Consider the following 14,442-nt stretch of genomic DNA (forward strand, 5'->3'; position numbering starts at 1 on the left):
GCACTTCGTGCGTCAAGTCGCCAGGACCGCCTGGTTTAGTGGTCCTCGATGAGTTTGTGTGCGTGAATCGCCGAGCGGTACAACTTCGGACATAGGCGGCTTGTAACCCACTTGACGTAGGTTGTGTGCTCTTGACGCATGCTGCAACCTGCATCAAGAGCATGCTTCGTACGTTAAGTCGTTGAGGGTTAGACGTTTACGAGGTCGTCGGCGTGGATTACGGGGCGTTGCATGGTTTCTGGGAGGTCGGCGGTGGTGTGGCCGAGCATGGTGGTTAGTTCGGTGCTGTCGTAGGCGACTACGCCGCGGGCTACCAGGCGGTTGGTGGTGGTGATGAGGTCTACTACGTCGCCGCCGTAGAAGCGGCCTCGTAGGGCGGTGATGCCTGCCGCCAGGAGAGAGCGGCGGTTGGCTACTGCGGTGGCGGCGCCGTCGTCGATCAGGAGGGCGCCTCGGCTGTCGGCGGCGTGGCGGACCCAGAACTTGCGGGCGGACAGGCGGGTTGGGCGGGCGGCGAAGGCGGTGCCGACCTTGCCGGTGGTGAGGGCGTCGGCGGCGGAGGTGGCTGCGGCGAGGAGGACGGGGACGCCTGCGTCGGCGGCCAGGCGGGCGGCGGAGAGTTTGGATGCCATGCCGCCGGTGCCGAGTGCGCCACCGCTGCCTGCGATTACGCCGTCCAGGTCGGCGCTGCTGTGTACCTCGGGGATGAAAGTCGCTGCGCCCTTGCGGGGGTCGCCGTCGTAGAGGCCTTCGACGTCGGAGAGCAGGACCAGGGCATCGGCGCCGACGAGGTGAGCGACCAAAGCGGCGAGGCGGTCGTTGTCGCCGAAGCGGATCTCTTCCGTTGCGACAGTGTCGTTTTCGTTCACCACCGCGATCGCGCCGAGGGAACGGAGGCGGTCCAGTGTGCGCTGTGCGTTGCGATGATTCTCGCGGCGTGCGAAATCGTCGGCGCTCAACAGGACTTGGCCGACCGTGCGGCCATAACGGGCGAACGAGGTGCCCCACGCGTGCGCCAGCGCCAGCTGACCGACGCTGGCAGCAGCCTGTTTGGTGGCCAGATCGCGAGGGCGACTACTCAGTCCGAGCGGCGCGATCCCCGCACCGATCGCACCCGAAGACACCACCACCACATCGGATCCCGCACGCATCCGCGCTTCTACGGCATCGGCGAGCAGATCGAGGCGTGCGGTATCCAGCCCACCCTTCAAGCTGGTCAACGCCGACGACCCGATCTTCACCACAACCCGGCGGGCCGACGCGATCGCCAGCCTCGCCTCACTCGAGCCCGAATCCGACTCGGTAGCACCCGAACTCACTGTCATCGCAATCGAACTCCCTGCGCAGCAATAGAACTCGCCGACACCAAACCTACCGTCACCGGCTCAACCAAGCCCGAGCTCGCCATCACCAGCTCGAGCGAGGCCGAGCTCGCCACCACCAGCTCAACTGAAGTCGAGTCCTCTGTCACCAGCTCGACCGAGCTCGGGCCCGCCGTCACCAGCTTCGTCGTCACCGATCCCACTGTCATACCGGCGAATGTCTCGATCGAGTCTGGATCCCACACGGCCGATCTACCACTCGAATCCGGCCTACACCGGAATGGGGCGGGCTCTCGCTGCAGTGACGGGAAGCCGCGCACGGCTACTCCTCGTCGTCCTTCACCAGTCCACGCCGCACCCGCGAGGCGTGCTTGCGCTCGGAGGCGCTGATTCGATCGTCTTGTTCCAGGCGGATATCGGTGCCGCGGCCGGTGGGCACCATGTCGATGCCTGCGGAGATCTGCGGCTCCCATTCGAAGGTCACGTTGCCGATGGTCACCGGGGCGCCGGGCTCGGCGCCCTGCTTGACCAGTTCGTCTTCGACGCCGAGGCGGGCAAGGCGGTCGGCGAGGTAGCCGACGGCCTCGTCGTTGTCGAACTGGGTCTGGACGACCCAGCGCTCGGGCTGCGAGCCACGCACGATGAAGCCGCCCGGCTCCTGTGGGTCCGCGATCACGCTGAAACCGGTCTGGTTGACCGCGATCGGGCGGATCACCGGACGCGCGGGCGCCGCCTTCGGATGCGCCTCGCGGTACTTCAGCACCAGGTCGGCGAGCGCGAAGGTCAAGGGCCGCAAGCCTTCTCGGCTCACCGCCGAGATCTCGAAGACCGGCCAGCCACGTGCGGTGAACTCGGCGGTGACCATCTCGGCCAGCTCGGCCGCATCCGGCACGTCGATCTTGTTCAGGATGACCACGCGCGGCCGGTCGGCCAGGTCGCCGAGGTCGGCGTCGGCGCTCAGCGCAGGTCGGTAGGCCGCGAGTTCGGCTTCCAGTGCGTCCACGTCGGAGACGGGGTCGCGACCAGGTTCGAGGGTGGCGCAGTCGACAACATGCGCGAGTACCGCACAACGTTCCAGGTGCCGCAGGAAGTCGAGGCCGAGGCCGCGCCCTTCGCTGGCACCGGGGATCAGGCCGGGCACGTCGGCGACGGTGAAAGTCGTATCGCCGCTGAGCACCACACCGAGGTTGGGCACCAGGGTGGTGAACGGGTAGTCGGCGATCTTCGGCTTGGCCGCCGACAGCACCGACACCAGCGAGGACTTGCCCGCGGACGGGAAGCCGACCAGGCCGACATCGGCGACGGACTTCAGTTCGAGGACCAGATCGACCTCGTCGCCGTCCTCGCCGAGCAGCGCGAAGCCGGGGGCCTTGCGCGCCTTCGAGGCGAGCGCGGCATTGCCGAGCCCACCGCGACCGCCACGGGCGGCGATGAACCGGTTGCCCGCGCCGACCAGGTCCATCAGGACCTTGCCGTCGCCGTCGAGCACCATGGTGCCGTCGGGCACCTTGAGCAGCAGGTCGACGCCCTGCTTGCCGTCACGGTTGCTGCCCTCGCCCGGCTTGCCGTTGCCCGCCTTGGCATGCGGGTGGAAGTGGAAGTCGAGCAGGGTGTGCACGTTGGGGTCGACCTCGAGGATCACGTCCCCGCCGTTGCCGCCGTTGCCGCCGTTGGGTCCGCCGAGCGGCATGAACTTCTCGCGGAGTACCGAAGCACACCCGTGTCCGCCTTTGCCGGCACGCACGTGCAGTACGACACGGTCGATGAACTTGGACATTTCCGAATCATCCTCCTTCAGGACTGGTCGATCGCAGTGGTGCGTCTGTGAAACGCGGTGATGTCTTGCTGAAAATGCGCTCTATCTTGCGAAAACGCGAAAACGGGCCAGGGTGGCGACCCTGACCCGCTCGGCTGTTGTCTGGAGAGGTTAGGCCTAGGCCTCGACCGGCTCCGGGACGACGATGTTGATGGTCTTGCGTCCGCGCTTGGTGCCGAACTCGACCGCGCCCGCCGCGAGGGCGAACAGGGTGTCGTCACCGCCACGACCGACGTTCACGCCGGGGTGGAAGTGGGTTCCGCGCTGACGCACCAGGATCTCGCCTGCGTTGACCTTCTGGCCACCGAAACGCTTGACGCCGAGGCGCTGGGCGTTGGAATCGCGGCCGTTCCGGGAGCTGGACGCACCCTTCTTGTGTGCCATAGCTGAATCTCCTCGGGATGTCTTACTTGATGCCGGTGACCTTGATGACCGTCAGCGGCTGACGGTGACCCTGACGCTTGTGGTAGCCGGTCTTGTTCTTGAACTTGTGGATGCGGATCTTCGGGCCCTTGGTCTGCTCGACGACCTCTGCGGCCACGGAGACCTTGGCCAGCTTCGCGGCGTCGGTGGTCAGGTCGGCCCCGTCAACGACGAGAACCGGATCCAGGGCGACGGAAGTACCCGGCTTACCCTCGATCTTCTCGACCTTCACCAGGTCACCGACCGCGACCTTGTACTGCTTTCCGCCGGTCTTGACGATCGCGTACGTTGCCATCGGTCGGCTTCCTCCACTCGATTAAGTACAGTCATGTTTCTTCTCGCGACACAACTGCGCGACGCGAGATGTTCTTGGCTGGCTTGCTGCGCGGGGCGTGATATAACGCCCATCGCCAGGCAGCGACCGACCTAGGTTACCAGAGCACCCCTTCAGCGACACAATCCGCCCGTCGGCAGCCTGCGAGCAACCCTTTTCCGCCGGGAGTTCGGTGCGTTTCCCGTGTTGCGGCGGACTCGCTGAGCACGGTCATAAACCGCCTCAGAGTGCCCGTCACACAACGACGCGGCCGATCGCACCCAAGGGTGTGACCGGCCGCGTCGAGGCTGTCAGATCAGCTGCTACTACTCCGCAGGCGGCGGGCCCGCGGGACGGCCGACGGCACGACGCCGCGGCCTGCGCACCGGCACCTCGACCGGAACGTCGGCGGTGAAGTCGACGGCGGGTGCGGGAGCCTGCTCCGGGGTCGGCAGCACGAACACCGCACCACTGCTGTCCGCAGCGGGAGCGGCGGCCGAACGGGCGACCCTGCGCCGCCGACTCGTGCGCGGCGCCGGTTCCGGCGCACCGTTGGTTACCGCACGATCCTCGGCAGGCGGTGTCACCGATTCCGCAGGAGCCACCGGTGTCTCGACAACCGGTGTGGTCTCGACAGTTTCGGTATCCGCGTCCTTGACGACCTCGGCCTCGGCCGTGACGACCTCGGTCTCGAGCGGCTCGACCGCCACCGACTCACTGGCCGCGGCGCTCGACTCGTCCGGGCCCGCCACCGACTCGTCCGTGACCACACCCGACTCGTCCTCGTCCGCATCATCACCGTGATGCGCGGCCATCGCCAACGCGACCGGATGCGCCCGCTTGACGGCGATGTCCTCCTCGGACTCCACCGGCGCGGTCCCGTTGGTCGCGACGACCGGCGCGGCGGGTGCCGCACCCTTGTCGCGGCCACGGCGGCGACGCGATCCGGTTTCCCGAGCCGCGCCCCGCGCACCCCCGTCGTCGCCGGAGGACGGCTCGACCGGGTAGGCGTGCACCAGGATGCCGCGCCCATGGCAGTGCTCACAGGTGGTCGAGAACGCCTCGACCAGACCGGTGCCCAGCTTCTTACGAGTCATCTGCACCAGGCCGAGCGAAGTCACCTCGGACACCTGATGCCGGGTGCGGTCCCGGCCGAGTGCCTCGGTGAGCCTGCGCAGCACCAGATCCCGGTTCGACTCGAGCACCATGTCGATGAAGTCGACGACGATCATGCCGCCGATATCGCGCAACCGCATCTGGCGCACGATCTCCTCGGCCGCCTCCAGGTTGTTGCGGGTGACCGTCTCTTCCAGGTTGCTGCCGCCGGAACCGGTGAACTTGCCGGTGTTCACGTCGACCACCGTCATCGCCTCGGTGCGGTCGATCACCAGGGTGCCGCCCGAGGGCAGCCACACCTTGCGATCGAGCGCCTTGGCGAGCTGTTCGTCGATCCGGTAGGCCTCGAACACGTCGACGCCGTTGTTGTCGTGCCGGGAGACCCGGGCGAGCATCTCGGGCGCGACGGTGCCGATGTACTTCTCGACCGTGCTCCAGGCCCGCTCACCCTCGATGACGAGCCTGGAGAAGTCCTCGTTGAACAGGTCGCGAATGACCTTGACCAGCAGGTCGGGCTCTTCGTACAGCGTCTTGGGCTGGCCGTCGTTCTTGCCTTCGGCGGCCTTCTCGATGGTGCGCCAGGTCGCCTGCAGCCGTTCTACGTCGCGGGCCAGTTCGTCCTCGGCGACGCCCTCGGACGCGGTGCGGATGATCACACCGGCGTCGTTGGGGACGATGTCGCGCAGGATTTCCTTGAGCCGCTTGCGCTCGGTGTCGGGCAGCTTGCGGCTGATGCCGGTGGAGGTGCCGCCGGGCACGTACACGAGGAAGCGGCCGGCCAGGCTGATCTGTGTGGTCAGCCGGGCGCCCTTGTGCCCGACCGGATCCTTGGAGACCTGGACCAGCACGAGCTCGCCGGGCTTGAGCGCCTGCTCGATCTTGCGCTCTTTGCCGCCGAGACCGGCGGCCTCCCAGTTCACCTCGCCCGCGTAGAGCACGCCGTTGCGGCCGCGGCCGATATCGACGAACGCCGCCTCCATGCTGGGCAGCACGTTCTGCACCTTGCCGAGGTAGACGTTGCCGACCATCGACGCGGAACCGGTGCTGGTGACGAAGTGCTCGACCAGGATGTTGTCCTCGAGCACCGCGACCTGGGTGGCGGTCGGATGATCCGGGAACGCCTTCTCGCGCACCACCATCACCCGGTCCACCGCTTCGCGACGGGCCAGGAACTCCGACTCGGTCAGGATCGGCGGACGACGCCGACCGGCCTCGCGACCGTCCCGCCTGCGCTGCCGCTTGGCCTCGAGCCGGGTGGAACCGGTGATGCCCTGCACCTCGTCGACGGCGGTGGCGCGGCTGCGGCTCTTGTTCCGCGGCTCGCGCTCGTGCACGACGGTGTTCGGCGGGTCGTCCTCGGTGGTGGTGGCGGCCTCGGCCTCAGGGGCGTCGCCCGCCACCTTGCGACGGCGACGACGACGGCGGCGACGGCTCGCGCCCTCCGGCTCGTTCTCGTCGTCCTCGGTGTCGGCGTTGTCGTCGGACGAGTCGCTGGCGTCCGTGTTGTTGTTGCTGTTGTTGTCGGCGGTGTCGCCGCTCTGCTCGTCCTCGGTGTCGTCCGAGTCGTTCTCGTCGTCGGCGTCGTTCTGCTGCTCGCCACGACCGCGACCGCGGCCACGACGGCCACGACGCCTGCGACGCGGCTGACCATCGGCGTCGCCCTGCTGGTCGGCCGAGTCCTGCTCGTCCTCGACCGTCTCGGGCTCTTCCTCCGGCTGCGGCTCCTCGACCGCCGGCTCTTCGCGCTGAACGACACGCTCGGTGCGGCGCTTGCGGCGGGTCTGCTCGGCGGCCGCGGCATCCGGCGGCAGGAACAGCGGGGCCTGCACGACGGCGGCGGACTCGAACACCACCGGCGCGGCGACGTGCGGCTCTTCCCGGACCGGGTGGGTGAACAGCTGCACCGAGGGCTGGTGCGCGACTTCGTTCGGGTTCTCGGCGCCGGAGTTGCCGATCAGCGGCTCGGGCGCGGAGAAGACCAGCCCACCGTGACCACGGCTAGGCGCGGGTTCCGGTGCCGCCGGGGCCTCGACCGGCTTCGCCGCAGGCGGCTCGACCGGCTGCTCGGCCGCGACAGGCGCTGGGGCATCGCCCTCCGGCGGACCGAGCGCGTCGCGGACAGACTCCGCGATCGCCCGATCGACGTTCGACTGCGCGCTGCGCGCGTCGGACCCCAACTCGGTGAGCTTGGCCAGGATGCGTTTGCTCGTTACCCCCAGCAGCTTGGCGAGTGCGTGAACTCGGATTCGCTCCGGCAATTGTTCGGCATCCTGTGGTGTTGTTTCCAATGGCTCTTTTTCGGCCACGAAGTCTCCTCGGACCCCCGGGCGCGTCCCTCCCGGTAAGGAGTGAAGCGGCCGACGCGGGGGCACTATCCGTTCGCCTCACGCCGCTCAGCGCAAGGTCATATGGTCTCGCCCCGCATGTCCGGTTATCACCATGTTGTTCGTCGGTTTGGGCTAACTGGTCACGCGGCGCCTGGCTGTTGGCTGAACTCCACGATTGTGAGCGCTCATCCAGCGTGCCGACGCGAACAGCAGGCCCAGCGACCGGGCCTTTTGTCCGTGGCAGCGATGATCGGCATCGAACCGCGGTGTGTCATCCGGCTGCGATGGCCCCGATAGTCCACGTACCTGCGCGAACAGTCGGCATCAAAAGCAGCCGATGTCAGTATCCCATACCGAGCGCCGCGGGTTCGCCGCGGCGCACGACTAACCTCGCTAAAGCTCGGTTAGCCGCGCACCGCTGGGCGCTGTGTCTTTGGCTCACTCGCTGCGCTCGCTCACGACTGTGTTCAACTCGCAAACTATTTTCAGGCCGAAAACTCCGGAAACCACAGAGCTATCTCACGCTTGGCCGATTCGGGCGAATCGGACCCATGTACCAGGTTCTCCTGGGTCTCCAGGGCGAAGTCCCCGCGAACGCTGCCCGGTACGGCCTTTTCGACCGGGTCGGTGCCGCCGGCGATCTGCCGGAATGCCGCGATGGCGCGCGGCCCCTCCAAAATGGCCGCGACTACGGGGCCGGAAGTGATGAATTCGATCAGGGAGCCGAAGAACGGCTTCTCGGCGTGCTCGGCGTAGTGGCCCTTGGCCAGGTCCTCGGACACATGCTTCAGCTCGAGGGCCGCGATCTTCAGGCCCTTGCGCTCGATTCGTACCAGCACCTCGCCGACGAGGCCACGGGCCACACCGTCCGGCTTGATGAGTACCAACGTCTGCTCAGTCACGGCGCACACTCTAACCGGCACCCCCGGTGGGTACCGAACTCGCGGTTCGATCGGCGCCGATTCAGGAGGAGCGCTGGGCCCGCTGACTCGGCAGCAAACCCTTCTCCATCCGGCCGCGCACGTCCGCGCGCAGCACCAGAATGAAGCCCCAGACCACCGCGAAAACGATGCCGATGACGCCGATGGACAGATGGATGAACATGCCGAGCAGCACGAATACCTGCAGCCCGAGATTGAACGGCATCGCCCACGACCTGCGCTGCACGCCCGCACCGAGGAACATCACCACGGCGAGCACCACCAGGTAAGTGCCCGAGACCCAGGTGACCCCGCCGCCCACCGAGCCGACGACCGGCAGCGCGAGCAGCACCACGATCGCCTCGAGGATCAGCGTGCCCGCCATGACGCCGCGGAAGCCCTTCCACGGATCGGTCGTCGGCGCGGGCACCGAATCCGGTTGGGCCTCGGGCTCACTCATGACTCCACCTCGCTGCGCTCGGCTCCGTCGCGCGCGAGGCGCCCTGTGTCTATGGTTCGTTCGCTGCGCTCACTCACGCGGGGTCCTTTCCGAACAGCGCGCGCGTCGCGCCGGCCGTCACCACGGATCCGGTCACCACGACCCCGGCACCGGACACCATCTCCCCTGCCTCGCCGATTTCCTCGGCGATGGCGATGGCGGTCTCCAGCGCGTCCGGCAGGGTCGGCGCGGTGATCACCCGCTCGTCGCCGAAGCGCTGCACCGCGAGGTCGGCGAGCACGTCGACGTCCATCGCGCGCGGCGATCCGTTGCCGGTGACGACGATCTCGTCGAGCACCGGCTCCAGCGCGGTGAGGATGCCGTCGGCGTCCTTGTCGGCGAGCACGGAGACCACACCGACCAGCTTGCGGAAGTCGAACTCCGCGGTCAACGTCGAGGCGAGCGCCTGCGCGCCCGCCGGGTTGTGCGCGGCGTCGATGAAGATGGTCGGCGCGCTGCGCATCCGCTCGAGCCGGCCCGGGCTGGTGACGCTCGCGAAACCCGCACGGATGGCTTCGATGTCGAGCTGCCGGTCGGCGCCCGCACCGAAGAACGCCTCGACCGCCGCGAGCGCGAGCACCGCGTTGCGGGCCTGGTGCTCGCCGTGCAGCGGCAGGAAGATCTCGTCGTATACCCCGCCGAGGCCCTGTAATTCGAGCTGCTGGCCGCCGATCGCGATCTGCCGGGCCAGCACCCGGAATTCGCCGCCTTCGCGCGCCACGGCCGCATCCACCTCGACGGCTCGACGCAGCAGTACGTCCATCGCCTCGGGGTCCTGCTCGGCGATGACCGCGACGGTGTCGCGCGGAATCAGGCTCTCCGGCGCACGTTTGATGATCCCGGCCTTCTCACCCGCGATGGACGCGATGTCGGGGCCGAGATAGTCGGTGTGGTCCAGGCCGATCGGCGTGATCACCGCGACCTGTCCGTCGATCACGTTGGTGGCATCCCAGGTGCCGCCCATGCCGGTCTCCACGATCGCGACATCGACCGGCGCCTCGGCGAAGGCCGCGAACGCCATGCCGGTGAGCACCTCGAACTTGCTCATCGCCGGACCGCCCGCCGCGGCGGACTGCGCATCGATCATCTCGATGAACGGCACCAGCTCGCGATAGGTCTCCACGTATTGGGCCGGCGTGATCGGCGCGTTGTCGATGCTGATCCGCTCGGTGGCCAGCTGCAGGTGCGGGCTGGTGATCCGGCCGGTGCGCCGGTGCAGCGCGGTGAGCAGCGCGTCGATCATCCTGGTCACCGAGGTCTTGCCGTTGGTGCCCGCGACGTGGATCGCCGGGTAGCTCTGCTGCGGCGAGCCGAGCAGGTCCATCAGGGTGGCGATCCGGGTGAGCGACGGCTCGATCTTGGTTTCCGGCCAGCGGGTGTCGAGTTCGGCCTCCACCAGCGCCATTTCGGCCAGTTCGACCGGCGACGGCCCGGAACTCAGCCGCGGTCCCGCGGCCGGGTGGCGGAGGTCGTCGCCGTACTGCGGTTCGGGTTCGTGATTCATTTACCGCTCAGTTCTGCGAGTCGGGCGCCGATGCGCGCCACCTCGGCGGCGGCGACCTCTTGGCGGTCCTTGATCTTCGCGACCACCGGCTCGGGCGCCTTGGCGAGGAAGGCCTCGTTGCCGAGTTTGGCTGCGGTGCCTGCCAATTCCTTCTCCGCCGCGGCCAGGTCCTTCTCCAGGCGGCGGCGTTCGGCGTCCAGGTCGACGGCGCCGGAGGTGTCCAGCTCGACGGTGACGGTGGCACCGCTCAGCCGGACCTCCACGGTCGCGGTAGCCGCGAATTCGTCGCCGGGCTCGGTGAGCCGGGCCAGGTTCGCGACCGAGTCGTGCAGTGCGGTCAGACCGGCGGTGTCCAGGCCGATGAGCTTGGCCGCCACCTTCTGCTTGTCGGCCAGGCCCTGATCGCCGCGGAACCGGCGGATCTCGGTGATCAACCGCTGGGTATCCGAAATGCGCTGGGCCGACACCTGATCCGCAGGCACACCGGAGGCCTGCGGCCACGCGGCGATCACCAGGGACTCGCCGTCGGTCAGTGCCTGCCACAGCGATTCGGTGACGAACGGGATGACCGGATGCAGCAGCCGCAGCACCGCGTCGAGCACGGTGCCGAGCACCACCTGGGTGGCCTCCGCGCGGGCGCCCTCCTCGGCGAACTGCACCTTGGTCAATTCCAGGTACCAGTCACACAATTCGTCCCAGGCGAAGTGGTACAGCGCCTCGCAGGCCTTGCCGAACTCGTAGCCGTCCAACGCCGAATCCACTTCGACACGGACCTCTTCGAGCCGATCCAGGATCCAGCGGTCGGCATCGGTGAGCTGGGCGCGGTCCGGCAGGTCACCGGTCCGGGCGCCGTTCATCAGCGCGAACTTGGTGGCGTTGAACAGCTTCGTGACGAAGCTGCGCGAGGCGAGCGCGTGCTGTTCGCCGACCGAGAGGTCACCGCCGGGATGCGCGCCGCGGGCCAGCGTGAAGCGCAGTGCGTCGGCACCGTATTCGTTGATCCAGGCCAGCGGGTCGATGCCGTTGCCGCGCGACTTCGACATCTTCTTGCCGTACTGGTCGCGAATCAGGCCGTGCAGGAACACATCCTTGAACGGAACCTGATGCCCTTCCTTACCTGCTGGCCCACCCGTCGCCCGACCACCACCCCCCACGGAATCGCTTCGCGATGCAGTAAGCACCGGGTCGTCGCCGACGAAGGTGCCGAACATCATCATCCGGGCCACCCAGAAGAACAGGATGTCGTAGCCGGTGACGAGAACGCTTGTCGGATAGAACTTCTCGAGTTCCGCAGTGGCGTCGGGCCAGCCCATGGTGGAGAACGGCCACAGGCCCGAGGAGAACCAGGTGTCGAGCACGTCCGGGTCCTGCACGTAGCCCTCGGGCGCGGTCTCGTCGGGGCCGACGCAGATCACTTCGCCCTCGGGGCCGTACCAGATCGGGATGCGGTGGCCCCACCACAGCTGCCGGGAGATGCACCAGTCGTGCATGTTGTCGACCCAGTCGAACCAGCGCGGCTCCGAGCTGGCCGGGTGAATCACGGTGTCGCCGTTGCGAACCGCGTCACCGGCGGCCTTGGCCAGCGATTCGACCTTGACCCACCACTGCATGGAAAGCCGCGGTTCGATCGGCTCGCCGCTGCGCTCGGAATGCCCGACGCTGTGCAGGTAGGGCCGCTTCTCGGCGACCACGCGGCCCTCGGCGGCCAGCCGCTCGCGCACCGCGACACGCGCCTCGAACCGGTCCATACCGTCGAATTCGGTTCCGGTGTCGATGATTCGACCGCGCTCGTCCATGATGTTGGGCATCGGCAGGTTGTGCCGCAGGCCCATCTCGAAGTCGTTCGGGTCGTGCGCGGGGGTGATCTTCACTGCGCCGGAACCGAATTCGGGATCGACGTAGTCGTCGGCGATGATCGGGATCTGCCGCCCGGTGATCGGGTGCTCCAGGGTGGTGCCGATCAGCGCCTGGTAGCGCGGGTCGTCCGGGTGCACGGCCACGGCGGTGTCGCCGAGCATCGTCTCCACCCGGGTGGTGGCCACGATCACGTGCGGTTCGTTGTCGTCGAGCGAGCCGTACCGCAGCGAGACGAGCTCGCCGGGGATCTCCTGGAAGTTGACCTCGATATCGGAGATCGCGGTGCGCAGCGCGGGTGACCAGTTGACCAGTCGCTCGGCGCGGTAGATCAGGCCCGCGTCGTAGAGCCGCTTGAAGATCGTCTGCACGGCCTGGGACAGGCCGTCGTCCATGGTGAATCGGTCGCGGCTCCAGTCGACGCCGTCGCCGAGCGCGCGCATCTGCCACTGGATGGCGCCGCCGGATTCGCGCTTCCAGTCCCAGACCTTGTCGATGAACAGCTCGCGGCCGAAGTCCTCCTTGGTCTTGCCATCGACGGCGAGCTGCTTCTCCACGATCGTCTGGGTGGCGATGCCCGCGTGGTCCATGCCGGGCAGCCACAGCACCTCGTAGCCCTGCATGCGCTTGCGGCGGGTGAGGGCATCCATGATGGTGTGGTCAAGGGCGTGGCCCATGTGCAGGTTGCCGGTGACGTTCGGCGGGGGCAGCACGATCGAGTAGGGCGGCTTGTCGCTGGTCGCGTCGGCCGCGAAATAGCCAGCGGCTACCCAGCGCTCGTACATCGAGGCCTCTACCTCGCCGGGGTTCCAGCTCTTGGGGAGGGCATCGGCACGATTACGCGTCTTGTCAGGGGCTGCGCTGGTCACCCGACGATTCTAGTGGTCCGGCTCAATCGATTTCCGCAGGGTGCGCCGCCGACGGCGGACGGTCGCACCGAATGCGCACGGTGGGCGTTGCGTCCCGCGCGTCGTGTGAGACTTGCCGGTGTGAGTGAGCTCGGCGAATTCCTGAGGGCCAAGCGTGCGTCGATCGCGCCGGAGCGGGTCGGGCTGGCGCCGGTCGGCAATCCGCGCCGGGTGACCGGGCTGCGCCGCGCGGAGGTTGCGCAGTTGGCCGCGATGAGTGTGGATCAGTACACCCGGCTGGAGTTGGGCAGAGTGACGCGCGTCTCGGACGAGATGCTCGGCGGCATCGCGCGGGCGTTGTTACTGACCGAGGCCGAGCAGTCGTACCTGCGGCTGCTCATGGTGCCGCACAACGGAATCGGACAGAAAGAAAGGCGGAGTCTTCGGTGGATGAGGGACACCGAAGACTCCGCCTACACCTGAAAGCTTACCGTCCCAACTGGAAGGGTTCGGGAATCCATAAGCAATTCTCAGAATCTGGCATTTTCTACCCCTGATCTCCGGATTATCCGGTCGAAACGGGCACCTGGGCGGCGGCTGGCGAGCGGTCGGCGAGCGCAGGCACGTCCGCGCGCGAGCCTGCGGCAAGACGTCCGGTTAGTCACAATTCGACTATGTCCGTATTGTCCGTTCTTGCCAGATCGGCCGCAGGTGCGGACTCTGGAAGATGTGAACGCATCCGCTGGTCCGATTCAGGGAAATCTCAGTGAAAATGCAGGGTTTTCCCCGTTGCCGGAGCAGCGGCCGCTGCGGACTCTGGAAGAGGTGAACCCTCCGCTCGCCACGTTGCCGCCACCCTCTCCCGAGGCACTACTGCCCTTCCTCGCGCCGGATGCCGTGCACGATCTCCGGGGCCGGGAGATCGATGAGCTGCACTATCCGCCGATGACGGCGCTGGTTGTCGCCGGGATACCGGGCGCGGGCAAAAGTACCGTCCTGCGCCGGTTCTTCGGCGCGACCACCGAGGCCGAGGATCCGTCCGGTGGGCCGGAGGGATCGATGGTGCTGGACTCGCTGCAAGCGCGGAACAGGTTGCGGCACCGGCTCGGCTGGCTGCCCTATTCGCTGTGGCGACCGGTCGTGCACGTCGCGCATTTCGCGGGAATTCGTACGGCACTGCGGGATACGGACGGGCCGGTGGTCATCCACGACTGCGCGACCACCGGTTGGGCGCGACGGATCATCTCCCTCTGGGCCGCCGGGTACGGCAGGGAGTTGCACGTGATCCTGCTCGATGTACCGACCGCGGTGGCCCGCGCCGGTCAGCACGCCCGCGGGCGGCGGTCCAATCGAATGACGTTCGTACTGCACTGCTTTCGCTGGCGACGGCTGATGGAACGACTACGCGCCGGCGGTGGCCTGCGGCCCGCACCGGAGTCGCTGGTGATCGTCGACCGGATCAATATCAATCGCATGCGCCGAGTCACCTTCGCCGCGTAG

General features: G+C 67.6%; 12 protein-coding genes. 2 read left to right on the forward strand and 10 right to left on the reverse strand.

Annotated elements, in window-relative coordinates:
• Positions 1 to 188: 188 nt before the first annotated feature.
• From proB to ACIBK2_RS15755, 10 genes are all read right to left on the reverse strand, one after another.
• Positions 189 to 1,325, reverse strand: coding sequence for a glutamate 5-kinase (gene proB, locus ACIBK2_RS15710; RefSeq protein WP_396967714.1), 1,137 nt, complete (start codon positions 1,323 to 1,325; stop codon positions 189 to 191).
• Positions 1,322 to 1,516, reverse strand: coding sequence for a hypothetical protein (locus tag ACIBK2_RS15715; protein WP_396967716.1), 195 nt, complete (start codon positions 1,514 to 1,516; stop codon positions 1,322 to 1,324). The genes proB and ACIBK2_RS15715 overlap by 4 nt, the downstream gene beginning before the upstream one ends.
• Before the next feature lie 128 nt (positions 1,517 to 1,644).
• Positions 1,645 to 3,099: a GTPase ObgE gene (obgE, locus tag ACIBK2_RS15720; protein WP_396967718.1), complete on the reverse strand. Its 1,455-nt coding sequence runs from the start codon at positions 3,097 to 3,099 to the stop codon at positions 1,645 to 1,647.
• Between the two features lie 156 nt (positions 3,100 to 3,255).
• On the reverse strand, positions 3,256 to 3,522 hold the full coding sequence (gene rpmA / locus ACIBK2_RS15725; RefSeq protein ID WP_396967720.1) for a 50S ribosomal protein L27: 267 nt from the start codon (positions 3,520 to 3,522) through the stop codon (positions 3,256 to 3,258).
• 22 nt (positions 3,523 to 3,544) lie between these two features.
• Positions 3,545 to 3,856, reverse strand: coding sequence for a 50S ribosomal protein L21 (gene rplU, locus ACIBK2_RS15730; RefSeq protein ID WP_040732804.1), 312 nt, complete (start codon positions 3,854 to 3,856; stop codon positions 3,545 to 3,547).
• Positions 3,857 to 4,200: 344 nt separating this feature from the next.
• The gene (locus ACIBK2_RS15735; protein WP_396967722.1) at positions 4,201 to 7,296 is read right to left on the reverse strand and encodes a translation initiation factor IF-2 N-terminal domain-containing protein; all 3,096 of its coding nucleotides are present in this window, start codon (positions 7,294 to 7,296) and stop codon (positions 4,201 to 4,203) included.
• 506 nt (positions 7,297 to 7,802) lie between these two features.
• Positions 7,803 to 8,219, reverse strand: coding sequence for a nucleoside-diphosphate kinase (gene ndk / locus ACIBK2_RS15740; RefSeq protein ID WP_357383066.1), 417 nt, complete (start codon positions 8,217 to 8,219; stop codon positions 7,803 to 7,805).
• A 61-nt stretch (positions 8,220 to 8,280) separates the two neighbouring features.
• Positions 8,281 to 8,697 (reverse strand): DUF4233 domain-containing protein, encoded by a 417-nt coding sequence (locus ACIBK2_RS15745; RefSeq protein WP_396967724.1) that lies wholly within the window; start codon positions 8,695 to 8,697, stop codon positions 8,281 to 8,283.
• A 73-nt stretch (positions 8,698 to 8,770) separates the two neighbouring features.
• A complete protein-coding gene (locus ACIBK2_RS15750) occupies positions 8,771 to 10,141 on the reverse strand; it encodes a bifunctional folylpolyglutamate synthase/dihydrofolate synthase (protein WP_396968474.1) in 1,371 nt (456 codons plus the stop codon).
• Between the two features lie 95 nt (positions 10,142 to 10,236).
• On the reverse strand, positions 10,237 to 12,963 hold the full coding sequence (locus ACIBK2_RS15755) for a valine--tRNA ligase (protein WP_396967726.1): 2,727 nt from the start codon (positions 12,961 to 12,963) through the stop codon (positions 10,237 to 10,239).
• 120 nt (positions 12,964 to 13,083) lie between these two features.
• Between ACIBK2_RS15755 and ACIBK2_RS15760 the strand changes: the two genes are divergently transcribed.
• Both ACIBK2_RS15760 and ACIBK2_RS15765 read left to right on the forward strand, forming a co-directional pair.
• On the forward strand, positions 13,084 to 13,425 hold the full coding sequence (locus ACIBK2_RS15760) for a helix-turn-helix domain-containing protein (RefSeq protein WP_396967728.1): 342 nt from the start codon (positions 13,084 to 13,086) through the stop codon (positions 13,423 to 13,425).
• A 342-nt stretch (positions 13,426 to 13,767) separates the two neighbouring features.
• A complete protein-coding gene (locus tag ACIBK2_RS15765) occupies positions 13,768 to 14,442 on the forward strand; it encodes an AAA family ATPase (RefSeq protein ID WP_396967730.1) in 675 nt (224 codons plus the stop codon).

It is taken from the genome of Nocardia sp. NPDC050175 (assembly GCF_044459885.1).
GTDB lineage: Bacteria > Actinomycetota > Actinomycetes > Mycobacteriales > Mycobacteriaceae > Nocardia.

Bases quoted from the DNA above. Each gene is read 5' to 3' on its own strand.
- proB (WP_396967714.1), bottom strand. From the start codon at position 1,325: ATGACAGTGAGTTCGGGTGCTACCGAGTCGGATTCGGGCTCGAGTGAG.
- obgE (WP_396967718.1), bottom strand. From the start codon at position 3,099: ATGTCCAAGTTCATCGACCGTGTCGTACTGCACGTGCGTGCCGGCAAA.
- rpmA (WP_396967720.1), bottom strand. From the start codon at position 3,522: ATGGCACACAAGAAGGGTGCGTCCAGCTCCCGGAACGGCCGCGATTCC.
- rplU (WP_040732804.1), bottom strand. From the start codon at position 3,856: ATGGCAACGTACGCGATCGTCAAGACCGGCGGAAAGCAGTACAAGGTC.
- ACIBK2_RS15745 (WP_396967724.1), bottom strand. From the start codon at position 8,697: ATGAGTGAGCCCGAGGCCCAACCGGATTCGGTGCCCGCGCCGACGACC.
- ACIBK2_RS15750 (WP_396968474.1), bottom strand. From the start codon at position 10,141: ATGGCGCTGGTGGAGGCCGAACTCGACACCCGCTGGCCGGAAACCAAG.